This is a genomic window from Novosphingobium sp. GV079, assembly GCF_003058045.1.
Classification (GTDB): domain Bacteria; phylum Pseudomonadota; class Alphaproteobacteria; order Sphingomonadales; family Sphingomonadaceae; genus Novosphingobium; species Novosphingobium capsulatum.
Genome location: NZ_QBUE01000007.1, coordinates 152,610 through 177,297, shown reverse-complemented (window position 1 = coordinate 177,297; position 24,688 = coordinate 152,610). Strand labels below are relative to the sequence as shown.

General features: G+C 65.9%; 19 protein-coding genes. 6 read left to right on the top strand and 13 right to left on the bottom strand.

Annotated elements, in window-relative coordinates:
* Window positions 1–66: 66 nt before the first annotated feature.
* The 3 genes from C8K14_RS11685 to C8K14_RS11675 all read left to right on the top strand — a co-directional run bounded on the left by C8K14_RS11685 (window position 67) and on the right by C8K14_RS11675 (window position 2,755).
* A complete protein-coding gene (locus tag C8K14_RS11685; RefSeq protein WP_062787467.1) occupies window positions 67–1,158 on the top strand; it encodes an LLM class flavin-dependent oxidoreductase in 1,092 nt (363 codons plus the stop codon).
* Window positions 1,159–2,382 carry a cytochrome P450 gene (locus tag C8K14_RS11680; RefSeq protein WP_107716784.1) on the top strand — a complete coding sequence of 408 codons (1,224 nt, stop codon included), beginning with the start codon at window positions 1,159–1,161 and terminating at the stop codon, window positions 2,380–2,382.
* Window positions 2,383–2,443: 61 nt separating this feature from the next.
* Entirely contained in the window at window positions 2,444–2,755 is a 312-nt protein-coding gene (locus tag C8K14_RS11675; protein ID WP_062787461.1) for a 2Fe-2S iron-sulfur cluster-binding protein, read from the top strand.
* 92 nt (window positions 2,756–2,847) lie between these two features.
* Here C8K14_RS11675 and C8K14_RS11670 read toward each other — a convergent pair whose 3' ends face one another.
* The 9 genes from C8K14_RS11670 to C8K14_RS11630 all read right to left on the bottom strand — a co-directional run bounded on the left by C8K14_RS11670 (window position 2,848) and on the right by C8K14_RS11630 (window position 16,951).
* Window positions 2,848–4,860 carry a glycoside hydrolase family 97 protein gene (locus tag C8K14_RS11670; protein ID WP_107716783.1) on the bottom strand — a complete coding sequence of 671 codons (2,013 nt, stop codon included), beginning with the start codon at window positions 4,858–4,860 and terminating at the stop codon, window positions 2,848–2,850.
* On the bottom strand, window positions 4,860–7,319 hold the full coding sequence (locus tag C8K14_RS11665; protein ID WP_158271899.1) for a TonB-dependent siderophore receptor: 2,460 nt from the start codon (window positions 7,317–7,319) through the stop codon (window positions 4,860–4,862). The genes C8K14_RS11670 and C8K14_RS11665 overlap by 1 nt, the downstream gene beginning before the upstream one ends.
* Window positions 7,320–7,567: 248 nt before the next feature.
* The gene (locus C8K14_RS11660; protein ID WP_158272931.1) at window positions 7,568–8,617 is read right to left on the bottom strand and encodes a LacI family DNA-binding transcriptional regulator; all 1,050 of its coding nucleotides are present in this window, start codon (window positions 8,615–8,617) and stop codon (window positions 7,568–7,570) included.
* A 29-nt stretch (window positions 8,618–8,646) separates the two neighbouring features.
* A complete protein-coding gene (locus C8K14_RS11655) occupies window positions 8,647–9,915 on the bottom strand; it encodes an MFS transporter (protein WP_158271898.1) in 1,269 nt (422 codons plus the stop codon).
* A 115-nt stretch (window positions 9,916–10,030) separates the two neighbouring features.
* Window positions 10,031–11,416 (bottom strand): TolC family protein, encoded by a 1,386-nt coding sequence (locus C8K14_RS11650; protein ID WP_107716779.1) that lies wholly within the window; start codon window positions 11,414–11,416, stop codon window positions 10,031–10,033.
* Complete coding sequence (locus tag C8K14_RS11645) at window positions 11,413–12,531, bottom strand: efflux RND transporter periplasmic adaptor subunit (protein ID WP_107716778.1); 1,119 nt, start codon at window positions 12,529–12,531, stop codon at window positions 11,413–11,415. Before C8K14_RS11645 ends, C8K14_RS11650 begins: the two co-directional genes overlap by 4 nt.
* A gap of 3 nt (window positions 12,532–12,534) precedes the next feature.
* Window positions 12,535–14,214: an ABC transporter ATP-binding protein gene (locus tag C8K14_RS11640; RefSeq protein ID WP_107716816.1), complete on the bottom strand. Its 1,680-nt coding sequence runs from the start codon at window positions 14,212–14,214 to the stop codon at window positions 12,535–12,537.
* Window positions 14,215–14,390: 176 nt separating this feature from the next.
* Window positions 14,391–15,302: a hydrogen peroxide-inducible genes activator gene (locus tag C8K14_RS11635; RefSeq protein ID WP_107716777.1), complete on the bottom strand. Its 912-nt coding sequence runs from the start codon at window positions 15,300–15,302 to the stop codon at window positions 14,391–14,393.
* A gap of 368 nt (window positions 15,303–15,670) precedes the next feature.
* Window positions 15,671–16,951, bottom strand: coding sequence for a capsule biosynthesis protein (locus tag C8K14_RS11630; protein ID WP_199223724.1), 1,281 nt, complete (start codon window positions 16,949–16,951; stop codon window positions 15,671–15,673).
* Between the two features lie 245 nt (window positions 16,952–17,196).
* Here C8K14_RS11630 and C8K14_RS11625 point away from each other — a divergent pair, with 245 nt between their 5' ends.
* A complete protein-coding gene (locus C8K14_RS11625) occupies window positions 17,197–18,681 on the top strand; it encodes an LTA synthase family protein (protein ID WP_233251052.1) in 1,485 nt (494 codons plus the stop codon).
* 12 nt (window positions 18,682–18,693) lie between these two features.
* Here the strand turns inward: C8K14_RS11625 and C8K14_RS11620 are convergent, their stop codons facing one another.
* Complete coding sequence (locus C8K14_RS11620) at window positions 18,694–19,464, bottom strand: SDR family oxidoreductase (protein WP_233251051.1); 771 nt, start codon at window positions 19,462–19,464, stop codon at window positions 18,694–18,696.
* Window positions 19,465–19,552: 88 nt separating this feature from the next.
* Between C8K14_RS11620 and C8K14_RS11615 the strand changes: the two genes are divergently transcribed.
* Both C8K14_RS11615 and C8K14_RS11610 read left to right on the top strand, forming a co-directional pair.
* Entirely contained in the window at window positions 19,553–20,179 is a 627-nt protein-coding gene (locus tag C8K14_RS11615; protein WP_233252672.1) for a sterol desaturase family protein, read from the top strand.
* A gap of 5 nt (window positions 20,180–20,184) precedes the next feature.
* The gene (locus tag C8K14_RS11610; protein ID WP_107716775.1) at window positions 20,185–20,985 is read left to right on the top strand and encodes an aspartyl/asparaginyl beta-hydroxylase domain-containing protein; all 801 of its coding nucleotides are present in this window, start codon (window positions 20,185–20,187) and stop codon (window positions 20,983–20,985) included.
* A 282-nt stretch (window positions 20,986–21,267) separates the two neighbouring features.
* Here C8K14_RS11610 and C8K14_RS11605 read toward each other — a convergent pair whose 3' ends face one another.
* Genes C8K14_RS11605 through C8K14_RS11595 form a run of 3 tightly spaced genes read right to left on the bottom strand, consistent with a single transcriptional unit; the run spans window position 21,268 to window position 24,688 of the window.
* Window positions 21,268–22,458 carry a glycosyltransferase family 1 protein gene (locus C8K14_RS11605; protein ID WP_107716774.1) on the bottom strand — a complete coding sequence of 397 codons (1,191 nt, stop codon included), beginning with the start codon at window positions 22,456–22,458 and terminating at the stop codon, window positions 21,268–21,270.
* On the bottom strand, window positions 22,455–24,068 hold the full coding sequence (locus C8K14_RS11600) for a beta-3-deoxy-D-manno-oct-2-ulosonic acid transferase (protein ID WP_107716773.1): 1,614 nt from the start codon (window positions 24,066–24,068) through the stop codon (window positions 22,455–22,457). The genes C8K14_RS11605 and C8K14_RS11600 overlap by 4 nt, the downstream gene beginning before the upstream one ends.
* Complete coding sequence (locus C8K14_RS11595; protein ID WP_107716772.1) at window positions 24,065–24,688, bottom strand: histidine phosphatase family protein; 624 nt, start codon at window positions 24,686–24,688, stop codon at window positions 24,065–24,067. The genes C8K14_RS11600 and C8K14_RS11595 overlap by 4 nt, the downstream gene beginning before the upstream one ends.

Below are 24,688 nucleotides of genomic sequence, written 5' to 3'. Positions count from 1 at the left end.
GCATATCCATATTACAACTGTAATAATTCAGCCGCCCGACGCTGATCCACAAAGGAGAGAGATGCCATGGAAATTGGTATGTTCCAGACGCCGTTCCTGCCACCCGAGCGCACGCCCGCCGAAGTGTTCGACTGGGCCGTCGCGCAGGCTGTTACGGCCGATCAGGCGGGTTTCAGCGAATACTGGATCGGTGAGCACATCACGCTGAACTGGGAAGCCATTCCCAGCCCGGAACTGGTGATCGCCGCCGCTGCGCGCCAAACCGAACGGATCAAGCTGGGCCCGCTGGCCCACCTGCTGCCCTATTACCACCCCGCCACGCTGGCCGCCCAGGCCGCCTGGCTCAGCCACATCCTCAAGGGCCGCTACCAGATGGGCGTGGCGCCCGGCGCCTATCCCAGCGATGCGCGGCTGCGCGGCATCAAGGACATGTCGAAGAACCACCGCATGATGGGCGAGTCCGTCAAGATCATGGAAATGGTGTGGAAGGGCGAACCCTTCGAATATGAAGGCGAATTCTGGAATGCCGGCCTGCCCGAGGGTGATGCGGCGCACCCGGTGCGCGATCAGAAGCCATGGGGTGGCACCATGCCGATGGCGATGACCGGTCTCAGCCCCAATTCTCCCTCAATCCGCTATGCCGGCGCCCACGGGTATTCGCCCTGCTCGGTGTTCTCGAGCAATTCGGCGCTGCTCGACCATTTCGATATCTTCGCCAAGGCAGCAGCGGAGGCCGGACGCCCGGGAGACCGCACCAAGCACCGCGTGGTACGCGACGTGTTCGTTGCAGATACCGATGCCGAGGCGCGCAAACTGGCCCTGGAAGGGGGTATGGGCCGGGCGTGGACCGAATATCTGCTGCCCACCTACCACTCATTCGGCATTGCCGAAGCGCTGGTCGAGGGGACCGACAAGTCTGTTTCCGACGTTACGCCCGAATTCCTGGCCGACAACTTCTGGATCGTCGGTTCGCCCGAGACCGTGGCCGAAAAGCTGGAAGCCTGGACTGACAAGCTCGGCGGGGGCTTCGGCACCATGCTGCTCTACAGCTACGACTACATCGACAATCCCACGCCCTGGAACGAATCGATGCGCCGCCTGGCGCAGGATATCGCGCCCAAACTCCCCAGCGGCGCATTTGCCAAGGCGGAGGCTTGAATGACCGACACCGCCACTCTCGCCACACCGGCGGTCGATCTGCCGCCGGACCGGATCGTCGACTTCGATATCTACAACCCGTTCCATGGCCAGTTCGACTTGCACGTGGCCTGGGCCGAGTTGCAGCAATCGACACCACACGAGATCGTGTGGACCCCGCACAACGAAGGGCACTGGATCGCCCTTTCGCCAGAACTGATCGGCCAAGTCTATTCCGACGCAACGCGCTTTTCCAGCCGCGTGGTGCTGGTGCCCAAGTCGACCGCAGGCGAAGCCTATGCCGAATTCATTCCGCTTTCGCTCGATCCGCCCGAGCATCGTCCATTTCGCAAAGTCTTGAACGACAAGCTCTATGGTGCGGCAATCCACCCGCTGGAGCCCAAGGTGCGCAAGCTGACGGCCGACCTCATCGACGGCTTTGTCGCCAATGGACGCTGCGATTTCGTGCATGAGTTCGCAGAACAGCTGCCCTTGCGGGTATTCATGGAACTGGTCGATTTGCCGGTGGAGCATCTTCCCCGGCTCAAGCACTTGGCCGACCAGTTCACCCGCCCCGACGGCAGCATCACCCCGGCCCAGGCGACCGAGGCGTTCAAGGCCTATGTCGCGCCAATCCTGGAGGAGCGGCGCGCTTCAGGCGGGGACGACCTGCTGACTCATATCGCGACGAGCGAAGTCAACGGCCGCCCAATGACGCTGAGCGAGGCAGCCCGCCTGGCAATCCAGGTGCTGGTCGGCGGGCTGGACACGGTGGTGAACTTCATGAGCTTTACCATGCGAGCCCTGGCCCAAGCGCCGGACATCCAAGCCCGCCTCGCCACCGATCACGGCCTCCATCACGCCGCGATCAACGAGTCTCTGCGTCGCCTGCCGCTGGTTTCTTCCGCGCGCGAAGTGATCGCCGATACCGTGGTCGATGGAGTGCAATTGCGCGCGGGAGACATGGTGGTCGCACCCACCGAACTGTACGCGCTGAGCCCCAAAATGAACGAACGGCCGCTGGATTTCGACCTCGACCGCAAGGTGCGCAACCATATTGTCTTCGGCAGCGGCCACCATACCTGCCCGGGCCAATTCCTGGCGCGCATGGAAATGAAAGTGCTGCTTGAGGAGTGGTTTGCCCGCATTCCTCAGTTCGAATTGGAACCGGGACAGACGCTGCGCCACCGCGGCGGCATAGTCGGCGGATGCGAGCCATTCATCTTGCGCTGGAAAACCAACTGAAACTGTGTCGGGCGCGTCTGGGTACGCGCCCGCACGATCACATTCCAAGGGCTTTATATTCGTGATCACACTTAATATTGTGGATCGTCAGGGCAATACCACCGCGATTTCAGCCAATACCGATACTTCGCTGATGGAAGCCATTCGCGACAATGGCTTCGACCAGTTGCTGGCCCTGTGTGGTGGCTGCTGCTCGTGCGCCACATGTCATGTCTATGTCGAAGGCCCGCTGGGCCAAAGCGGCATTTCGGGCGACGAGGATGATCTGCTCGACTCCTCTGCCCACCGTAGCGCCAATTCACGGCTATCGTGCCAAGTCCGCCTGTCGGCCGAACACGACGGCGTCTTTGTCCGAATCGCACCGGAAGATTAAGTTGCGAACTCAAACATGGCAGTCTGTGCGGTTTTTGGTCCAGCCCGGCAGGGGTTGCGTAATTTGTCCAAGCCGCCCAGGCTGATCGACTATCAGCGCAGCATGCGAAACCGGATCGCCTGCCCCCCGCCCCGCGCCAGTTCAAGCGAAAGGGTGTCTCGCGCCGTAACCGTTTGCCGGCGGATCGCAACCTTTTCGGGTGCGGTGCGCCAGTCCGCGCCCGGGCCATCAGCATAGATCGTCGCTTCATACCGCGCGCCGGCGTCGAGGAAATCGAGCGGGACGGTCAGCCTGCGGGCGGTATCATTGGTGATCGCGCCCAGATACCAATCCGGGCTATGCCGATCGCGCCGGGCAACAACCGCGTATTCGCCAATCGCGCCCTGCAGCGTGCGGCTTTCCTCCCAATCGGTCGGGACATCGTGGATAAAGCGAAAGGCGTCGGCGTGCTCGTCATAATGCTCGGGCAGGTCAACCGCCATCTGCACCGGGCTATACAACACGACATAGAGCGCCAGCTGGTTGGCCAGCGTGGACGGCACGCGGTTGTCAGGCCGGTTGGCGCGATAATCGAAATGGACCACGCCGGGCGTGTAATCGAACGGGCCAGACAGCAGCCGCGTGAACGGCAGGATGGTGGTATGGTCGGGTGCATTGCCGCCATCGGGGCTGCCGCCGTTATACTCCTGCCCCCGCGCGCCTTCGCGGCTCATCAGATTGGGCCAGGTGCGGCGCAGGCCGGTATCCTTGACCGGTTCATGCGGGAAGATGGCGATATGATGCCGTGCCGCCGCGGCGACGACCGTTTGCAGGCTCTGCACCGCGTATTGGCTGTCGGGCCATTCGGTCTGGTCGAGCCGCGTGCCGACGTAGCCCAGCTTGATCGCACGCACGCCATAGCGATCGTAGTAATCGAGCGCGGGCTCAAGCTGGCTGAGATAGTCCTTCACCTGCGCGCCGGTTTCGTGATGGCCGATCAGGTCCACCCCCTTGGCGCGGGCATAGGCGGATACTTCGGCCATATCGAAGGCCGGTTGGGCGCGGTCGAACACGAAACGGGAATGGCCGTTCTTCCACCATTCCGGCACGTCCCAGCCCACGTTCCAGCCTTCGACCAGCACGCCGGCAATGCCATGCTGCGCCGCCCAATCGATATAGGATTTGGCCCGCGCGGTGGTGGCACCCAGCTTCGGCCCCGGCTCCCAGGTCAACAACCCGGTGTGCATGGCCCAGAAGATGCCGATGTATTTTTCGGGCTTCACCCAGGATACGTCACCCAGGCGGTTGGGCTCGTTGAGATTGAGGACAATCGTCGAATCCGCCAGATGCGCTGCGTCGGGCGCCACCATCACCACCCGCCACGGGGTTACCGCTCCACCATGCGTCCGCGCCCGATCACCATTGGACCAGGGTGAGAGATCGGCCTTGAGAGTGCGGCTGTTTTCATCGGGCATGCGCAGGTTCATCGACGGGAAATCGACCAACGCCGCCTCGTGCACTGCCAGCGCAACGCCATCGCCTTCGAGGGTCAGCGGCGTCTGCGCAGTCTGGATCGCGGACAGCGCCGAGCGGCTGTATTCGTACTCGCTGTATTTCTCGCGATAGGCCGGGATCGACCAGGCGCGGTAATTCTGCGCGAAGTGGAACTCGGTCTCCTCGTCGCTGATCACCAGCGGCTGCTGCGCCGAGCCTGGCAGGGTATAGCGGAAACCGAAGCCATCATCGAACACGCGGATTTCGACGCCCAGCTTGCGGCCGTCTGGCGCGGCAAGCGTGGCAACCAGGCCGCGATAGTGTTCGCGCATCTGCCGGCGTTCGCCCCATGGCTGGGTCCAGGGCCGGTCAAGTTCGGTCGCCCGGCTCGCCACCAGCGCGAGGTCATGATCGATCGGCGCGGCATCCTTGAACCGGAAGCCCAGCCGCGAACGATCGAGGATCGGTTTGCCGTTATACCGCGCACGGTACACCGCCTCGCCATGGTCGACCGCCAGGTCAACCACAATCCGGCCATCGGGCGAGGTGACCGTATGCCACTCCTGCCCCAGGGCAGGAGTGGCCACGACCAGCGCCGCGATCCCGGCGATCATGCCAAGCCGCTGTTCCATCAGAAGTTATACGTCAGGCTGGCGCGAACGCGGCGGCCAAAGATCGGGCGACCCTGGAACGCGGTTTCCTGTACCCCGACGATCGAGCCGGCGCGCGGATTGCCCTCGGTCAAGCCAACGGTGTTGAACAGGTTGGTCGCCACCACCTGGGCCTGAAGCGCGTCGGTGATCTTCCAGTTCGCACCCAGCCGCACCTCGGTATAGTGCGGCAGGACGATGGTATTGGCCACGTCGACATAACGCTTGCCGGTGTAGGCCGCCTCCCCAAAGATGTTCACCCGGTCGCGCAGCAGGTGCAGCGTTGGCCGGATCGAGAACTGCACCTCTGGCTGGCGCACGATCTGGTTGCCGCTAAAATCGAACGGGCCGTTCGCGTCCTGTCCGGCAAAGCTGGTATAGGTGATCTTCTGGTAATTGCCGCTGGCTGCCAGTTCGAAGAAATCGGCCGGACGCAGCGAAAGTTCGACCTCGATACCGCGCGATTCCGCCGCTGCCTTCTGGTTGATGGTCTGCGCCTGGCCATTCGGCCCGGCAACGGTCGTCTGGAAGGCGACGTTGGGAAACCGGTTATAGAACAGCGTGACAAAGGCCGAGAACGGCCGCGTTGCGTATTTCACGCCGCCTTCGACCAGGTCGATACGGTTTTCCACCGGCACGCCGCCAAACCACTGAACGAACTCCGGCGTCACGCGGAAGCTGCGGCTATAGCGGGCAAAGGCCGCAACGCGCTTGCTGAACTCATAATTGGCGCCAGCAGAAAAGGCCCATTGCCCGGTCTTGAACCGATATTGCGTGTTGGCGCCGGTGAAGACCAGCACGTTGTCATCGGCAATGGTCGAGGGATCACCCAGGTTGGCGCTGGTGGTCTGCGCAATCGTGCCTTCCTTGGCGACATGGTGATACCGCGCCCCCAGATCGATGCGCAGCTTGTTGGTAACCTGCCAGGCATCGGTCAGGTACAGCGCATTGACCGTCACATCATCATGGAAACGCTGCAAATTGCTGTGCAGATTGAGCAGCCCGTCCTTGGTCAGCGCCACGGTTTGCTGCCCCGCGGCGTTCAGCCCGACCACGTCGAAATAGCGCGGACGGTTGACGCCTTCGACCAGGATATCGTTCCAGTTCCAGTTTTGCGTCTGGTTGAAATGGCTGAAGTAATAGCCAGCGGTCAGGGTATGCTGGCCCATGCCGGTGTCGAGCTTTTTGGTGATGGTCAGATCGTTGATCACGTTCTTGACGTTCACCACGGTGTTGAAAATGCTCTCGGTCAGGGCAAGCTGATTGCCCAGCGCCGATGCCGCCACCGTCTGGCCATTGCTGGCATCGCGATAGACGGCCGATACGGTGTCGGGCCGCGCGGCCTGCAAGCGGGTCAGCGCGTTCGCCAGAAAGCCCTGGCTGGTGGCGACGCCGGAACTGAACAGTCCGTTGAAATCAACCGTGCCAGACGTGTAGCGCGCGCGGTCGTTGATCTCCCAGCCATCGCCCAGCGGTTTGTTGAAGATGGCGGTAAAAGTGTCGGTGTTGGTGTGGATGCCTTGGGTGAGATCGACATTCTTGTCGAACACGCCGTTGCCATCGGGCACGGTCAGCCGGCCAAAGGCATTGTTGACCAGCGTTCCCGTGCCGGCATCAAGGCCCGGCAGGCCCTGGCTGGGGCTGGCCAGCGGAATGGCGGTATAGAAGATGTTCTTGTCGTTGAGCTTGCGATAGCTGACGAACAGCGAGCCGCTATCGACAAAGTCATACTGCAGGCCAACGCGGAACTGGCCACCCTTGTTGCCGGTAAAGCCGGGGTCCCTGAGGCCATTGTCCTCGCGATAGAACCCGCCGATCGCAAACGACAGGCGATCGGTCAGCGGGCCCGAGACATTGGCATCGAGACGATAATGATCCCAATCGCCGATCTCGCTCTTGACCATGCCCTGGAATGTGCGGGTCGGGCGCTTGGTCAATACGTTGACCACGCCGCCCGGGGCATTCGACGCGGTGATCGAGGCCGAGCCGCCGCGCACGATCTGGAGCGAGTCGATCGTAGCATCGACACGGAAGAACTCGTCGGCATTGGTGAAGGCCCCTGCCCCTTCCTCCCACACCGGCAGGCCATCTTCGAGCAGCGGCAGATAGCGATAGTTGTCGGCCGGCAGACCGCGCGAATAGACGTTGTTGCCAACTTCCCCGCCCGAGCTTTCGACATAGATACCCGGCGTCGAGGCGATAAGATCGGCAATCCCGAGCGGCGCCTTCTGCGCGATCGCCTGCGGATCGATGGTGGTGATGGCGTACGATGTTTCGAACTTGCGGGTGCCCGTGCGCGTACCGGTCACGATGATCTCGTTGAGACCAAGGTCGCTGCCCTGTGCCGCGCCGGCGGCGGGCGCGTCGGCGGCAGCGGCAGACTGGGTAGCCGAAGACTGAGTTGCTGAAGACGGGGCGGATTGCGCCAGCGCGGGGGTCATCGGCCCCATCCACGCAACCGAAGCCATCAATGCCAAACGACATGCACGCATGATAATCCCCTCCTAGACGCCTCTGCTGGGCGGCACACCTGATGCGAGGGAAAGTGACCCGACTTGCAAACTTATGCAAATATTTTCTGCAAACGATTGCAATTTACACGGCGAGGCACATAATATCTGATTTTATGGTAACTTTTCCAGCGCCTTAAGCATGAACATCATCATTATTTTGCACAAACGACAGATGCTCAGCGCCCGCAGGATTCCCGAATCATCAAGTTCGTCGGCAACCGCTCCGACTTGGCGCGATGGCCGTCGATGATGCGCAGCAGCTTGGCCACCAGCAGATTGCCCGCCTTGATCACATCCTGCCGGATGGTGGTGAGCCCGGGCGTCGACAGCGCGGCTGCGTCGATATCGTCATAGCCGATCACCGCAACATCATCGGGCACGCGGATGCCGCGCTGCCGCAGCGTCTGGATCGCGCCAAGCGCCACCAGGTCAGATGCGGCAACGATCGCATCGAATGCGATGCCCCGCTCGAGCAGATTGTCGACCGCCTCTGCCCCCTCAAACTGCCCGGCCGTCGGCGTCTGCACCATGTCGGGATCAAACGGCACATCGTGCGCAGCCAGTGCCGCGCGATAGCCGTCGAGCCGGATCGCGATCTGCGAAAACGGCGTGCGGGCGGCAGGGATGGGCGGCATTGCACCGATAAAGGCGATGCGCCGCCGCCCTTTGCGCAACAGATGCGCCGTGGCCTGGAAACCGCCCTCATGATTGTCGCTGCCGATCGAGCAATAGCTTTGCCCCGCCACTTCCACCCCCCAGGCCACCAGCGGCTTGCCCATGGTGGCATACCGGTTGAGCGTATCGTGAAACTGCGACTGACCCAGGAAGATCGTCCCGGCATAGGCGCTCTGGTCCAAAAACTGCGCCAGCGTGGCATCGTCATAGGGTGTTTGCCACACGATCGAGACATCGCGCCGCCGCTCGCGCAGCGCAGTGCCAACACCGCCGATCAGCGCCAGTTCGAAAGGGTTGGCCAACTGGCTGCCGTGCGCGGTTGCCACCGGCACGACCAGGGAGATCTGCTCTGACAGCGATGTTTGATGCCGGCGCACCCGCTGCGGCACGTGAACATAGCCCAGCCGGTCAGCGGTGCTCAGCACACGCTCGCGCGTCTCTTCGCTGATCGCGCTGTGCCCGGTCAGCACGCGCGATACGGTCGCCACCGATACACCTGCTTCTGCGGCAACACCGCCCAGCGTTGGCCCGCCGCGCTTTACCCGCGCCATGATCTGCCCAGAATTTGCATTAACTTGCATTACGCTGTGGCATCGCGCTCGTCCATGCCTGACAGACACAGGCTCAGCAGTGCACCGGTCGCCATCAAGCCTCCCGCCAAGGGCAGCACCGGCCAGGCCAGTCCGCCGAGCAGATGCGCGATGACCCAGCCCATGCTCACCCCGGCAAACAGCTGCGGCACCACGATGAAGATGTTCATCACCCCGATGAACATGCCCGCCGTCGCACTCGATACCGCCCGCCCAGCCAGCACGAACGGCGCGCTGAGGATCGAGGCATAGGCGATGCCGATCAGGACCGCGCAACCGATCAGCCCGGCAGGATGGGTGAGCAACGCCAAACCACTCAGCCCCGCTGCCCCCAGCGCCAGCGCCGCGGCATGCACACGGGTGACGCCAAAGCGGCGGAACAGCCTGGGCAGCAGGAAGGCAAACACCCCGGCAACGCCGTTGTAGGTGCCGAACAGCACGCCCACGAAGTCTGCCCCTTTGCCATAGGCCGCGTCGAATGGCGACGTGGCACAATAAAGCTGCGCGGCGACTACCGGCGTGGCATAGACCCACAACAGATAGAGCCCGAACCAGCTGAAAAACTGGATCACCGCCACGGGCCGCAGCGCGTGCCACAGCGCGGCGACTTCCGCTTTGCGGCCCATCGCGGCCCTCGCTTTGTCATCCCCGGCGCCACTGGCCGGGGGTTCCTGCACCCGCGCCACAGTCCAGCCCACCGACAGCGCCACGGCGATGGCAGCGGCAACGAATGCAACGCGGATCGAGGGTGCGGTCTGGCCCGGCAGCGCAACATTGGACCAGCCGCCCCAGGCCAGCAGGATCGGTGCGCAGGCGCCCGCCAGCGCGCCCAGCCCGATGAAAACGGTCTGCATCGCATAGCCTCGCGCGTGTTCGTCGGGCGGCAATGTATCGGCCACCAGCGCGCGATAGGGCGCATGCAGCGCGTTCATCGCCGCTTCGAGCAGCCACACCGCCGCCACCGCCACCACCAGCGACGATGCCAGCGGCAAGGCGGCCAGTGCCGCGATCACCACCAGCGCCGACAGCAGGATATAGGGCCGCCGCCGCCCGAACCGCGTGGGCGCCCGATCGCTCAGCGCGCCAACCACCGGCTGCACCAGCAACCCGGTCACTGGCCCGGCCAACCACAGGATGGCCAGTTGATCGACCGACGCGCCCAGGCCCTGGAAAACCCGGCTCAGGCTGGCACTCTGGATACCGAACGCGATCTGCAGCCCGAAATACCCGACGCTGAGATCGATTGTCCGCACACGCACGATCGGCCTACACTCCGCGATCCGTGGCACGATCGCCATCGATATGCCATTGGGCCGATCATAGTGGACCCAGGCCTTGAAGCTACCGCTATTCGGTGGAAAGCCGAGCAACCGGTCAATCCAGGCCCAGGCTGGCGCTGTCCATCAGGCTGGCGGCGAGTTCGGCACGGGCAGCGGCGTGGCGGTATTGGGCGTCGATCTGGCGCAGTTGTGCGTCGGCGGCGGCTTCCTCGCGCAGGTTCACCGGCAGGAAATCGCTGGCGCCAAGGGCAAAGCGGCGGCGTTCGGCTTCGGCCATGCGGCGGGCCAGGCCTGCCTCGTCGCCGGCCAGCGTGGCCAGGCGCTCGGCTCCGCTGACCTGCACGCGCAGGCTGGCAAGATCGGCGGTGATCTGCTGCTCGGCCAGGCGCAGGCGGTGCGTGAGCGCGTCGGCATCGGCCTGTGCCTCGGCCAGGCGGCCGCGCGCGGCGCGCTGTTCCAGCGGCATCGACAGGCGCACCCCGAACATCACCTCGCCCGGCGCGCGCGTGGGGCTGCCATTGCCGAAATCCTTGGCTGCCTCGACCCGCAGATCGAGCCGGGGGAGCAGATCGTTGCCGGCAAGGTCACCGCGCAACCGCGCCTGCTCGGCCCGGTTCAGCAGGATCTGCAGATCGGGCCGGCCAGCCAGGACCGTGGCGGTATCCGCCAGGCGCGGCGCCACTCCTTCGGGAAAGGCCGCGGGCAAGTCTTCCGGCTGGGCCACCACCGGCTGGCCCAGATCATCGCGCCAGAACAGTGAAAGCGCCTGTGCCGCCACGGCCAGATCCTGTTCGGCACGCACCAGCAGCGCTTCGCGGCGCACGATGTTCTGGCGGTTTTCCACAGCCAGCACCGCCGGGCGCGCGCCCAGCGTCACCTGCCGCTCGATCGAGGCCTGGCGTTCGCGCGCCAGGGCCAGCAGATCGCGATAAGTGCGCATGCGCAGACCAGCCGCCACCCACTGCTGATAGGCATCGGCCGCGCGGCGCTGCACGCCGATCATCACCATCGCCTGGTCCAGCCCGGCGATCTCAGCATCGGCCTGCGCCTGCGCCAGCTTGGTGCGGCGTTCATCCACCAGCCGATCGCGCAGCAGGGAAAACACGGCGCCGGCGCGCACTTCGCCTAGAGCATTGGTCACGTTCTTGCCGTCATAGACGGCAAAGCGCCCGCTCGACACGCGATAGCCGCCATAGACCTGGCCACCATTGGTAGCGAACGGCCGGGTCAGCTTCGCCTCGGCCAGGGCATTGTCGTAATAGCCCAGCGGGCGCGCCTGCACTTCGGCATCGAAGACCATGTCGAACAGGCCTTGCGCAGCCAGCGTGCGCGCATCGGCCGCGCGCTGGCGGGCCATGGCTTCCAGCACCAGCGGCTGATGCCGGGCCGAGGCGCGCAGCACGGTATCGAGGGTGAGTTCGCCGGCCCAGGCCGCCTGGCTGCACAGCAGAGCGGCAACAGCGAGCAGTGTGCGGATCACTTTTCTTCCTCCCCGCCGTCCTTGGTGCTATCCTTGGCGGGCTTGGCCTTCTTGGCCGCGTCCTTGTCGGCCAGGCCTTTGCCGGCGCCCTTGCGCGGGCCGGTTTCCACCGGGCGCTGGAATTCCAGCGGGAAATCGTTGAGCTGGCGCCACAGTTCATAACCGACCGAGACGGTTTCCATCTGGATCCAGCCGCGCACGCGCGAACCCAGGCGGGTGAACTGGTTGCCGGGCCAGGCCGGCTTGCCCGGCATCGGTTCCACCAGCACGCGGAACAGGCCGCTGGCCTGGGCCGAAGGATCGATGCTGCGCACGCGCCCATCGAACATGCCCTGCGCCACCGAGGGCCAGCCGCTGAACTGGATCGCTGGCCAGCCTTCGAAATGCAGCCGCACCGGCTGGCCGCGCCGCACCAGCGCCACATCGCGGCCATCGACCATCAGTTCCACCACGCGCACCGCGCTTTCCGGCGCCACCGTGGCCAGCCAATCACCCGCGCTTACCAGCGTGGCACCGGCCGCCGTATTGAGCGACTGGATGCGCCCATCGCGCGGCGCGCGCACCAGCTGCGCCGACTGGCGCGTGCGGGCAATGTCGACGCGGCTGAGCTTGGCGCGCGCCTCGGCCAGCTTGGCGCCATGTTCGGCGACCTTGATCTGCGCGTTTTCAAAATCGCGCCGCGCGGCCAGGCCATCGGCCAGCAACTGGGCAGAGCGGCCCACATCGATCCGCGCCACGGCCATGGCCTGTTCGCTGGCGGCGATCTGCGCCAACACTTGCGCGCGCTCTGCCGCCAGGCGTTCGAGCAGGCCAGGATCGTTGTCCACCACCCGCGCGATCGGGTCTCCGGCTTTCACGCTTTGCCCATCGGTCACGTACCAGCGCTCGACCCGGCCGGGCACCAACGCGGTCACCTGCTGCACCCGGTCTGCCGGATCGAGCGCGACGATCTGCCCCGTGCCCGGCGCCGTCTGCACCCAAGGCACGAGCAGCAGGCCCAGCACCACCAGCGGAATGGCAATGCCGATCATCCAGGCCACCGCCACCGCCGTGCGCGGGGGTCGCAGGCTGGCCAGCGTGGAAAAGCGCGTCATGTCTTGGGCATGGCTGGCCATGGCTCAATCCTCCTTGCCGGCAGTGGGCGGGGCGACGGGTTCAACAGCGGGGCGATCAGCGCTGCGCTGCTGCGCGGTTTCGCCTAGGCGCAGCCAGGCATCGTGGGCTGGCCCACCCGGCCGGTCGGTAAAATGCAGCACGGTGGTGCCCTGCGGGCGCAAGGCGTTCAGCACGCGGGAAAGACGCGCCGGGTCGAGCATGTCGTAAAGCGGAGAGAGCATCAGCACGCGCGGGCTGGCGAGGATTGCGCCGGCCAGCTTGAGCAGCATGGTTTCCCCTACCGCCAGCGGCCAGCCCGAACTCGACAGCATGGTATCGAGGCCCTGGGGCAAAGCGCTGACACGCTCTTCCAGCCCGACCAGCGCCAAGGCGTCGAGCATCGCCCCGCCCTGCCACTGCGTATCGGCACGCCCTGATCCCGATAGCCGCAGGTAATCACGCACGGTCATTTCCACGATCGTCGGTCGATCGAGCACGATCACATCGGCCCGCAGGCGCACCATGTCGAAACTGCCCAGGTCTGCGCCGCCCACGCGCACCAGCCCGCGCTCGGGCGTGGTCAGCCGCTTGAGCAGGGTGGCGACACTGCGCTCCACCCCAGGCGCGGCCAGCACGCCGACGTGCTCGCCGCTGTCGATCGCAAAGTCGAGGCGATGATTGCCCAGGACCACGCCCTGGAAGCGGATCGCGCCGTGGGCCGGGCCGATGGCATCGGCTGCCGGCGGCGCTTCCTGTGGCACGTCCCAGAACAGAGCGAGTTCCTCCAGGCCTGCGGCCAAGTCGTAGAACACTTCAAGATAGCCGCCGAGTTGGGCAATGCCATAGAACACGCCCGACAGGATCAGTTCGGCCGCAACCAATTGCCCCACCGAAAGCTCGCCCTGCAGGATCAGCCAGCCACCCATCGCGAGCAGACCGGCGCTGGCCAGCGCATAGAGCAGCAGGAGGCACAGCGTCTGGCTGAAGGTGTGGCGGAAATGGCGGCGGTGCGCGGCCACATAAGTGGCGGTCATCGCCTCGCTGCGGTCGATCGCAAAGCTGATATGGCGACCGGATTTGTAGAACCCGTTGGAGGCGCCCAGGCTTTCCAGCCAGTGCGCGGCGGCATGCTTGGCGTGGCTCTTGGCCACGGCGCTGTCGAGCGAGGGCAGCAGCCAGGCGCGCCAGATCACCAGCACGACCAGGACCAACACCACGTTGAACGCCAGGAAGAACGGGTGATAGAAACTCGTCACCACCAGCCCGACCAGGCTTTGCAGCACGATGGCAAAGCCGCCGATGACCAGGCTGGTCAGCGCCTTTTGCACCGTGCCCATGTCGAAGAAGCGGTTGAACAGATCGCCGTGCCGTGCATCGACGAAGAACGGGTTCTGCGCGTGGATCGCCCGCGTGGTGATCTCCGCCATCAGCCGCGCAAAGAAGCGCTGCTCGAACCGCGCCATCACCGCCACGCGTAGCGCCATCAGCGCGCCTGCTAGCAGCAGCAGGGCAAAGAGCACCAGGGCGAGCGTGAACAGCGGCGCGGGCAGCGCGATGTTGGCCACTGCATTGATCAGCAGCTGCACCGAGATCGGCGTGGCCAGCGACAAGAGCGAGATCGCCGCGCCGAATACTAGCGCCAGGCGGATAAAAGCCTTGTCGGGCGCCATGACCAGGCTGGCCCAGCGGCGCAGGTCGCGCATGGTGGGACGGTGGCTATGGTGGGCGCCGTGATGGTGTGGCGAATGGGCGGCGGTATGGTCGCGGGCGTCCATGAACGGGCGGCTTTCCTTGGCGGGCTAAAGGTGTGCCCATCAAGATGACGATCGCCGCGTGATCCGCCAATACGGTGGTCACCTATCGATCCGATAGGTTTTTCCTATCGCTGGGCAATGCTCCGCAATGTCTCGGCGAGGAGCATGAGGTCGCCCGACCGACCCGCGCCGATGCGCCAGATCAGCCCGATCTCGCGATAGGGACGCCCGCCGGCAAAGGGGCGCACCACCACGTCACCGCCCTCGGCGATTTCCTGGCGCACATAGAGTTCGGGCAAAAGGGCCAGCCCCATGCCCATTCCGGCCATCTGCCGCACCGCATCGAGGCTGGTTCCCTCGTAATCGCGCAAGACCTGCGCGCCGCAGCGTTCGGCCAGGGCTGCCACCTGTTGGCTCAGCCGGTATTCGGGTTGCATGGTCAAGAGACCGCGCCCGGCGAGATGCTCGGGCCGCACCACGCGCACCGCCGCCATGGGATCGTCGGCCGCCATCGCCAGAAACATCGGTTCACGAAACAGCCGCTCGATATGAAAGCGCGCGTCGGTGACGGGCAGTTGCACCAGCACGGTATCATGGCGCCCATCGCCCAGATGGTCGAGCAGGGCATCGGGCAATCCTTCGCGCACGTGCACCTTGAGATCGGGATGCGTGGCGTGCAGCCGCGCCACCAGTTGCGGCAGGATATAGGGCCCGAGCGTGGGCGAGACGCCCAGGCGCAGCGTGCCGGCCAGTTCGCCCTGGCGATGGCGCCGGGCGAGATCGGCAAAGCCTTCGGCCTCGGTCAGCACGCGCCGCGCCGCCGCCGCCGCCTCGCGGCCCAGCGGCGTCAGCACCATGCGCCCGCCCCGTTCGGCCACGGCGCCGCCCAGCAACCCTTCCAGCAGGTGGATCTGTTGCGAGAACGAGGGCTGCGACACACCCATCGCCGCCGCGCCCCGGGTGAAATTGCCGCAATCGGCCAAGGCAACCAGGCAGCGCAACTGCCGCAGGCTGGGCCAGGCCAGGCTTTCGGTCATGGCTCAAGCGCTCCCTTCCATCGCCTTGCGCACTCTAGCCGACTTTGCTGCCGGAACCCAAGCCCCGCAAACACTGTCTATAAATATGACAATTGCGCGAAATGCAACTGCAACGCCGTTATTCGCATTTGTCAGCCCCGGCGATCTGGCCCATCTAGAGCAGGCCTTTCAGGCATCCTCTCCCAAACTTTCCAAGGCCGGTCGCAAGATCGGCCTTTTTTTTGCACGCTTCACGGCCATAGTGATCGTTAACAGCGGCGAAGCGATGGGCAGATCACCGCGTCGTGCAGCTTGGGCAGGAGAGCAGGCAGCCCGCCCTGCTTTCCCCATGCGTCACTTGCACGGAACGCATCGGCTTAATCCGGGGCTTATTCCGGCGCGATCGGTCGACGCTCCAACCGGGCTACGGCGTGGCGCACCACCTTTTGCAGCGCCGGCGCAGAAAAGAACCCGCCCGGAATCAGGCAGCGCTCGATCAGCACGCGGCGAAACGCGGCGAACGTGGTGGCGTCGGGCGGCACCGGGTTGGTCCAGAACGCGTCGAGGCCGTCCTGATAGGTGATATCGGGCATGTCATAGACCGCGTGGCCCAGCGCCACGACGGGGATGCCCTCGGCCAGGGCCAGGGTGCCGCTCGTGCTGTTGATGGTCACCACGCCCAGCGCCCTGCGGGTCACCGGCACGATATCGCCCATGCTCAGGTAATCGACCCGGTCAGCCACGCCGAACAGGCGCGCCAGGTCGGCCGTCTCCTGCTGCCAATCGCGCACCCCATTGTCGAGCGGATGCTCCTTGACCACCAGCCGCACATCGGCCGGGGCGTTGGCGGCAAAGGATTCGAGGATCAGCCGCAGCGCGTCGGCAATGCCGGCAAACGGTGAATGCAGGCGGATCTGCGCATCGGAATCGAGTTGCAGCGGAAACAGGAAATAGCGCTCTCCCGCTGTTTCCAGGCGGTGCAGCAGGGCATCGGCCTCGCGCTGGCGCAGCTTGCGGCGCGATAGCTTGCGCCACCAGCCCATCGCCTCGACCAGCGGATGCCACGGGCGATGATTGGTCCAGTGCGGATAGTGCCACCGCGTGAACACGTCGGCGCAGTTGTAGAGCAGCCCCTCGGCCGCACGGCGGCGGAACGAGGATGGCACCTGGGCATGGGGTGGCACCGGCGGCAGCGTCGCAGCGGTGGCGCGATACCACGCCGGGTCGCTCGGCAGCCGGGAATTGCCGTTCACCCCGCCCAGTTCCAGCGTGACCCAATCGGGCCTGACATAGCCTTCCTCGAACACGTGGACCGGCACGCCGCGCTCCTTGCAGATGCCGGTGGCGGGGCGGTGATGATCGCGGCAATCGCCGAACAGCACCACGTCGGTCACGCCCTTGTCAGCCAGGAACTGCGCAAAGAATGCCGGCCAGCGCTCCAGCGAATCGCGATAGTCCACGCCGTTGGGCAGGCGCCAGAACAGCCGATCGCCGCCGTTGAAGTTGATCTTGTGCACGGTGTGCCCGGCACGCAGCAAGGCCTTGCCCAGTTCGTGGAACAGCGGCCCCATCAGGCCTTGCAGCAGCAGGATCGTGCGCGGCGCCCCGTCGTGATCGGGCGTGATATCGGCAGCCCGGACCGTGTCGGGCGCAATGGGCAACTCTTGCATTCGAAAGCGATACTCCGTCGAGAAGACCCGGCGCGCCGATGACCGCCGCGGCGGCACGGCCATCTTCGCCGCCCGCCCCGATCCTCTGCCCGAAGCGTTACCCGCGCGAATGGCCAACCACAAGTTCCCGCCACCACACCGGATCGATTCGTCCCGGCGTGGTGGATGACAGCCGGCGCCGCCCCGGCTATGAGCCGCGCCGGCGCAGCCGGGTAAGTCCGTGACGCCGCGGATATGGAACAGGCGTGACGTTGCACAGTCATATATTTCAGGTTGTTGTCGCAGCGCTGGCGCTGGTCTGCGGCGGCGCTGCGCTCGATGCGCTGGTCCATCCGCGGCCGCGCCATGGCCTGCGCAGCGTGCCCGGGCTGGTGATCAACGCTGGCGTGCTGCTTGGCGTGTTCGGGGCGATCCTGGCGCTTTGCGGCAATCCCCTGGTGGCCTGCGCGCTCAGCCTCGGGCTGGGCGCCCTGTTCACCGTTGCCTCCAACGCCAAGAACACCATGCTGGGCGAACCGCTGCTGTTTTCCGATCTCGCCCTGATCGGCGCGGTGTTTCGCCATCCGCAGTTCTATCTCTCCGCCGTGGCGCCGTGGCAGCGCGCGGTGGCCAGCCTGGTCGCGCTCGCACTGGTCGCCCTGCTCTGCCTGCTGTTCCGGGCCGACGGGGTGATGCATCTTGCCGGCCTTGCCCTAGCCCTGGGCGCGATCGGCATGCTCGCCATCCTCCCGCGCAGCCCAGCGTTCCGGGCCATTGCCGCCACCCCCGACCCGCATGGCGACGTGGCCCGCCATGGCCTGGTGCCGGTGCTGCTGCTCTATTGGCGGCGCTGGCGCGACACGCGCGACCCGCCGCCCTGCCCCGCGTCAGGCCGCCCGGCGCGCGACGATGCGCCCGAACTGGTGGTGGTGATCCAGTGCGAAAGCTTTGCCGATCCGGCCGATCTGTTCGATGATGCGGCGCTGGCGCTGCCCGGGCTCGACGCGGCGCGCGGCCTGGCCTGGCAGCACGGCCGCCTGCATGTCAGCGGCTTTGGCGCCTATACCATGCGCACCGAATATGGCGTGCTGTTCGGGCGGGAAGAGGCCGAACTGGGCTTTCGCCGCTTCGATCCATTCCTCACCGCACAGGGCGAAGGATCGTGGGCCTTGCCGGCACGGCTGCGCCCGGCCGGGTGGGACAGCGCGTTTCTGCACCCGCACGACATGCGCTTTTACGGGCGCGACCGCATCATGCCCGCAGGCGGCTTTGCCCGCCTGGTGGGAGAGACGCACTTCGCCCCGCCCGCGCCGGATCAGGGCCGCTATGTGACCGATGCCGAAATGACCGACGTGATCCTCGACACGTTGCAGGCCGCCAGCGCGCCGACGCTGCTCTATGCCGTGACGATCGAGAACCACGGCCCCTGGGCAGGCGAAGGCCAGGAAGAACTGGTGCCGGGCTATCTGCGCCTGGTCCGCAACAGCGATGCCATGCTGGCGCGCCTGGCCGATGGCCTTGCCGCACTGGCAAGGCAACGCGGAAAGCCGGCTGCGCTGGTGTTCTTCGGCGATCACTGCCCCAGCATTCCCGGCGCCACCACGCCGGCGGGCAAGCGCCACACGCCCTTTGTCATCATGCGGTTCGACGATGCAGGGCAGCCGATGCGCGGCGATGACACTGCGGCAGACCTGACGCCTGCCGGCCTGCACCACGCCATCCTCGACATGATGCTGGAACCCGCGCGCTAGCGCACCTTGCACTCAAGCCGGCGGCGCGAGCGACAGCAGCAACCGGTCGCGCCAGGCCCGTGGCAACAGCCGATCCAACCAGCGCAGCACCACGAAGGGCCAGGGCAGCACGAGATGCGCGCGCCCCTGCTCGGCCGCGCGCACGATGCGATCGGCAACCACGTCGGGCGCCATCAGCATCGGCTTGGGACCGGGCACCTGGCGCCCGGCCGCCGTATCGATGAAACCCGGTGATACCAGCGTGACGCTGACCCCATGGCCGCGCAGCGCCAGGCGCAGTGCATCGGCAAACCGCGCCAGGCCTGCCTTGGTCCCGGCATAGGCCGTGGCAAAGGGCAGGGAATGAAACCCGGCGGCCGAACCGATCACGACGATGCACCCCTTGCCCCGTGCTGCCATGGCCTGGCCCATCGCGGCAGCCAGCGTGGCCGGGCCGGTGAAATTAACCAAGGCCAGCTCTGTCACCAGGCCAGGCTGCTCCACACGGTCATCAGCGGCGCGAATGTCACCGCGCCCTTGGGCAAAGACCACCATGTCGAACGGCGTGGCCGCATCGTCTGCCGCGATCGCGGCCAGGGCGGCGGCAATATCGCGCAGGTCCAGCGAACGCGTCTGCGTTACGGCTTCTGCTGCACTGCACAATGTTGCAGTATTTTGCAGGCGCGCAAGGTCTCTGCCCCACAGCACAAGCAGGGTATCGGGCCCGGCAAGACGCTGTGCGATGGCCGTGCCCAATCCCCCCGACGCCCCGACAATTAAAACCGATTTGGAGTAATTAACCACCGGTATTATGTCCTTTTTGTAACGGCTTCCGGTCGTCGCAATGAAGTAGCATTTAGCAGCATCAATGCTTGACAATGCATGGGCGATGATGTCCAGCATCATCAAGATGCTTTCTTCCGAAAACATACCGCAGCGCATCAGGCTGTTTCGCAGTGACGGCCTTGAGCGCCTGACGCTGATTTCGTGGCGCACGTTCGCTCTCGCCTGGGCGATGATTCTGCCCGGAATTGCCTGGGTTGCCTGGGGCACGGCCAGCCCGCTTCACGCGCTGGGTCTGATCGGTGCCGGCCTGCTGGGCTGGACGTTGTTCGAATATGCCATGCACCGCTTCCTGTTCCACTGGCATGTCAATGTCGCGGCGGTGCAGCGATTCGTGTTCCTGATCCACGGCAACCACCACGACAATCCCAACGACGGGCTGCGCGATCTCATGCCGCTGCCGGCTAGCCTGCCGGTGGCGGGCGTGTTGTGGCTGGCCGCGTGGCTGGCGATCGGACTGGCGGGCAGCTGGCTGTTCCTCGGCTTTATCAGCGGCTACGTGGTCTATGACACGCTGCACTATGCCTGCCACCAGTGGCCGATGCGCGGCCGCATCGCCATGGCGCTCAAGCGGCACCACATGCGCCACCACTTCGTGGATGGGCACGGCAACTATGCCGTCTCGGCGATCTTCTGGGATCGGGTGTTCGCCACCAGGATCAACTCGCTGAAGTGACGCACATGGCAGGTGAACGCCAACCTTCGCAGTGGCAGCAGACCGTCAACGCGCGCGGCTGGAAAATACCGCTGCTGGGCAAGTCGCTCTATCAGATCGGCAAGGAGCTGCGGCCCAAGGTCGATGCGCTAATAATGCGCAATTCGCTGATCCCGGATTCGGCGGTGCAGGACAAGGCATTCTTCCCCTGGATCGCGCAGCTTGAACAGCACTGGGAAGCCATTCGCGACGAAGCCCTGGCGATCCGCGCCAAGGACATCCCATCGCTTGGCGATCTGTCGTTCGACCATGGCCGCATTGCCAAGGACCGCCGCTGGCGCACGTTCTTCTTGAAGGGCTATGGCTATCGCATGGCCGCCAACGCCGCGCGCGCGCCAATCACCGCCCGCCTGATCGAAGCGGTTCCCGGCCTCGTCACCGCCAATTTCTCGGTCATGGAGGCAGGCGGCCACATTCCCCGCCATTTCGGCATGACCAAGGGCATGCTGACCTATCACCTCGCGCTCAAGGCCCCGCGCGAGCGCGAGAAGTGCCGCATGAACCTCGAAGAGGGCGAGCGACTGCACGTGCTCCACTGGGAAGACGGCCAATCCTTCCTGTTCGATGACATGTTCAACCACGAGGTGTGGAACGAGACCGACGAGGATCGCTATATCCTGCTGATCCAGATCAAGCGCCCCTGCCGCTTTACCGGCAATCTCATTCAGAACATCTTCCTCAAGGCGGTGCGCCACTCGCGCTTCGTCAAGGACATCACCCGCGCAATCAACCGCCAGGCCGCCAACCGCGCCAATCAGCCGGCCTGAGCCTGCTGCGCCGGGCGAGTTTCCAGCATTGAGCGGGACCCCGGATCAAGTCCGGGGTGACGATAAGCAGATGTATTCGTTTCTTTCCGTCGTCACCCCGGACTTGATCCGGGGTCCCGCTTCTTCTTAAAGCCTCGCACTGCGGCAAAGTCTCGCACCGGCTTCAAGATTCACACCAAGGCACGAAGGAAGGATGAAAGGGCACTTCTTCGTGCCTTCGTGTCTTCGTGTGAATTTTCAAGAGATCAGACCGCCGCTGCCGTTGCGCAGACTAGCCATGCATCAGCCCGGGAGCCGCGCCAGTGCCGCGACGACGGTGTCGAGGTGTTCGTCCCAGGTGGGATTGTGCCAGCCAGGGATGCGGCGCAGCTGTGCCTGGCGCATCGGCCCATCTTCGGCAAAATCCACGATGGCCCGCGTCCAGGCCGGCCCGTCCAACGGATCGAGATAGTCCGCCACGGGGCCGCCCACCTCGCGCAAGGCGGCGATATCGCTGCACAGCGCGGGCGTGCCTACAGCCAGTGCCTCGGCCACCGGCATGCCATAGCCTTCGGCGAACGAGGGCATCAGCAGCCCCTTCGCGCCGCGGAGCACCGCCGATAGCTGGCGATCGGGGCAACCGCTCCATTCCTCGACATGGCCCTTGAGCGCCGGGCAGCGCTCCAGGAGGTCGACCACCTGCTCGTTTTCCCAGCCGCGCCGGCCGATGATAACCAGCTTGGGCACGCGGTCGGCTGGCAAGGTTTCGGCCAGATGCCGCCAGACATGCAGCAGCAGGAGGTGGTTCTTGCGCGGCTCGATCGTGCCCAGGCAGACGAAATAGGGGCGGCCATCGCCCGTCCACGGCGTCGCCGGCGCCATCGGCACGGTGCCGAGCAGCGCCACCGCCATCGCGATCGACCGGCCCGAGCGCGCGATCCACGGCTGCATCGCGCGCCCGGTCGCGGCCGAATTGACGATCACCAGATCAGCCAGGCTGGTTACGGTCTCGATCCGACGCTGGTGCAGTGCCGCGCCATCGGGCCGGGCGTATTCGGGAAATTCCATGGGAATGAGATCGTGCACCAGGCAGGCGAACTGCGCGTTCTCCTGCGCCAGGATGCGGCGGATCTTGCCGGCCTTGGCCAGATGGTGCGGCGAAACCTGGATATAGACCGCGCGCTCTTCCCTGCCCCGCGCCCGCCGGGGCAGCAGTTGGAACAGCAGGGGCAGGTTCGAAATGACCGAGCGCCGGTTCGGGCTGTTTTCCTCGCGCGACCAGCGGCGTTCCAACTCGTCGAAATAGGGCAGGATCGCATCGCGACGCAGGCGGCCATAGAGGCCGGTGGGATGGACGGCGGCAAAGTCCAGCCCATGGCCGAACCGCGCCAGCAGGCCGCGCACATAGGCCATTTCCACGCGATCGACGCCCGATGGCGTCGAATAGTGCATCCGGGAAATGAGCCGGGAAACGTCGAGGATCATCTGGGTCATCGCAGGGTTGCCATGATCCGCCCCTGGATGCGGCGCAAGGGGGCGATCCAGCGCAGGCGGTTGGTGGCGCGGGCGCTGGCCATACGATCGACCAGAACCTCCGGCGGGCATGGCAGGCCGGTCACCGGATCTAGATAGCGCGGATAGAGAATCAGCACGCCCGCCACCAGCGCATCGAGCGACAGCGCGCGCCCGCGCCGATCGGGCACCGGCGCCAGATCGCGCGTCAGCCCCCAGCCGGCATAGAACGGCGTGCCATGGCACACCACCGCGCGCCCGCGCATCAGCGCCTCGAACCCGGCCAGCGAGGTGAGAACATGCACGGCATCGACCGCATCGAGCAAGGGCGCCATGCCGCCGCCGCGCACCACGCGATCGGCATGGGCCAGGATCGCCGCATCGGGCACGGCGCCGCGGCGATGCCCGGCATCGACATCGGGATGGGGCCGAAACCAGATTTCGGCATCGGGTTCGGCCAGGCGCGCACGCCGCACCAGTTCGAGATTGGAGGCAAGACCATGGCCGCCGGCCTTGACCGACATATCGTCTTCCACCTGCCCCGGCACCAGCACCAGGCGGCGGTCTGGCGCGGCCCGGGCCGGCACGCTGGCGCCGGTATCGGCGGCATACTTGCTGATCCCGGCGGCCACGATCGTGGCGCGCAGGGCGCGCGCGCGATCGAGCAGGCGCTGGGGAAAAGCGGCCGTTGCCAGCAGCGTTTCTAGGTCACTGGGCGCCGCCGGATCGAAATGGATACCCTGCGCGTCGACCACCACCGACGAAGGCGGCACCAGGTCTACCCCCAATCCGACCGAGCGGACGAAGCCGTCTTCCACCCGCACCAGCGTCACGCCGCGCTGCCGCGCCCGCGCGATCAGTTGCGGCGAAACGCGCGACGGCCAGATCGCCACGGCGCCCTGGGCCCGCTGCGCCCGGGCCAGGGCAAGACGCGGATTGCGGAAGAAGCGCAGGCGCCGCGCCGGATGCCACAGGAAGCGGCGGATCTCTGCGCGCTTCCACCAGGCCATGCCGCTCGCCACGGCAATGCCGCGATTGCCGTCGAGCGCCGCGCGCCAGGTGGCCAGAACGTCGATGGTTGCGGCCAGCCCGGCTTCCCCGCCGGTGAACGGATCGCGATAGCGCATGCTGGCGAGGGCCAGCGCCGCCCGATGGTCCAGCGCCGCGTCTCCATCGCCCGGCGCGCCAAAGCGGCCAGGCGAAAGCACGTCCACCGCCACGCCGGCATACCGCGCCAAGGCGATCCATTCATCGTCACCATGCGCCACCAGCCGCGCGGCCCGATCGAGCACGGACCAGGGATCGAGCGCGGCGGCCTCATCGGCCACAAGCCACAGCGCCTGATCCGGCGCGCGGCCGGCTAGCGCCGCCATCTCTGCCTGATCGCGCGGGCGCAAGACCACGGGCCACGGCCCAGGCGCTTCAACCGGCGCGCCCCAGAAGCAGCCCCCCACCCGCGCGGCGCGGATATCGGCAAACAAGGCGCGCGCTTCCTCTATGGCCGCAGCCGAGGGCGACGCGACGCTCTCGCCGCTTACGCCAGCGTCTGCCCAGGGAAAGGGCGGTGCACGCAACAGGGGCGCTGCACTCATGGCCGAACGTTCCAGCTTTCCACCCGCAGCGTGCCGTCGGCATCGCGGCAGATCACGCCATAGGCGCCCGTCGCCAGCTTGAGCGGGCGATCAGCCACCGCGCCGATCGTCAGCAGCGCAAACCGCGCCGCGCCATTGCTGGTTACCAGCAGTGCCGGGCCGGTGGCCGTGACCAGGAACGCGTGCCAGGCTGCCAGGCGGCTTTCCGCATCGACCTGCCAATCGCGCGGCGCCGCGCCATGCGCGTCCCAGGCGGCCAGGGCCTCGGCGCCGATGCGCGCGATCACGGCGTCCTCGCCCTGATTCTCATCCGGGCCATGGTCAATCTCGCGCAGCCAATCACACGGTTCGGGCACCAGTGCCGGCGCATTGGGCTGACAGGCCAGGATCGCCGCCGCCGTGGCGCGGGTGCGCGCCAGGGGCGATACCAGCGCGCGGGCAAAGTGCCAGCCCTGCGCGGCAAAATGGCGGCCAAGCGCCGCGCCCTGTTCCTCGCCGGCTGGGGTCAGCGGCAGATCGGTGCGCGCGCCGATGCGGCGTGGCACTTCGCCAGGGGCAAAGGTGTTGCCATGGCGCACGATTACGAAACGGGCGGCTGCCCCGCGCAGGTCGCTACCCAT

What these genes read in the sequence shown, in the direction of transcription:
- C8K14_RS11685 (WP_062787467.1), top strand. Translation starts at nt 67, where the DNA reads ATGGAAATTGGTATGTTCCAGACGCCGTTCCTGCCACCCGAGCGCACG.
- C8K14_RS11600 (WP_107716773.1), bottom strand. Translation starts at nt 24,068, where the DNA reads ATGAGTGCAGCGCCCCTGTTGCGTGCACCGCCCTTTCCCTGGGCAGAC.
- C8K14_RS11645 (WP_107716778.1), bottom strand. Translation starts at nt 12,531, where the DNA reads ATGGCCAGCCATGCCCAAGACATGACGCGCTTTTCCACGCTGGCCAGC.
- C8K14_RS11615 (WP_233252672.1), top strand. Translation starts at nt 19,553, where the DNA reads ATGTCCAGCATCATCAAGATGCTTTCTTCCGAAAACATACCGCAGCGC.
- C8K14_RS11610 (WP_107716775.1), top strand. Translation starts at nt 20,185, where the DNA reads ATGGCAGGTGAACGCCAACCTTCGCAGTGGCAGCAGACCGTCAACGCG.
- C8K14_RS11605 (WP_107716774.1), bottom strand. Translation starts at nt 22,458, where the DNA reads ATGACCCAGATGATCCTCGACGTTTCCCGGCTCATTTCCCGGATGCAC.
- C8K14_RS11595 (WP_107716772.1), bottom strand. Translation starts at nt 24,688, where the DNA reads ATGGGTAGCGACCTGCGCGGGGCAGCCGCCCGTTTCGTAATCGTGCGC.
- C8K14_RS11640 (WP_107716816.1), bottom strand. Translation starts at nt 14,214, where the DNA reads ATGCGCGACCTGCGCCGCTGGGCCAGCCTGGTCATGGCGCCCGACAAG.
- C8K14_RS11660 (WP_158272931.1), bottom strand. Translation starts at nt 8,617, where the DNA reads ATGGCGCGGGTAAAGCGCGGCGGGCCAACGCTGGGCGGTGTTGCCGCA.
- C8K14_RS11670 (WP_107716783.1), bottom strand. Translation starts at nt 4,860, where the DNA reads ATGGAACAGCGGCTTGGCATGATCGCCGGGATCGCGGCGCTGGTCGTG.
- C8K14_RS11630 (WP_199223724.1), bottom strand. Translation starts at nt 16,951, where the DNA reads ATGCAAGAGTTGCCCATTGCGCCCGACACGGTCCGGGCTGCCGATATC.
- C8K14_RS11680 (WP_107716784.1), top strand. Translation starts at nt 1,159, where the DNA reads ATGACCGACACCGCCACTCTCGCCACACCGGCGGTCGATCTGCCGCCG.
- C8K14_RS11665 (WP_158271899.1), bottom strand. Translation starts at nt 7,319, where the DNA reads ATGACCCCCGCGCTGGCGCAATCCGCCCCGTCTTCAGCAACTCAGTCT.
- C8K14_RS11635 (WP_107716777.1), bottom strand. Translation starts at nt 15,302, where the DNA reads ATGACCGAAAGCCTGGCCTGGCCCAGCCTGCGGCAGTTGCGCTGCCTG.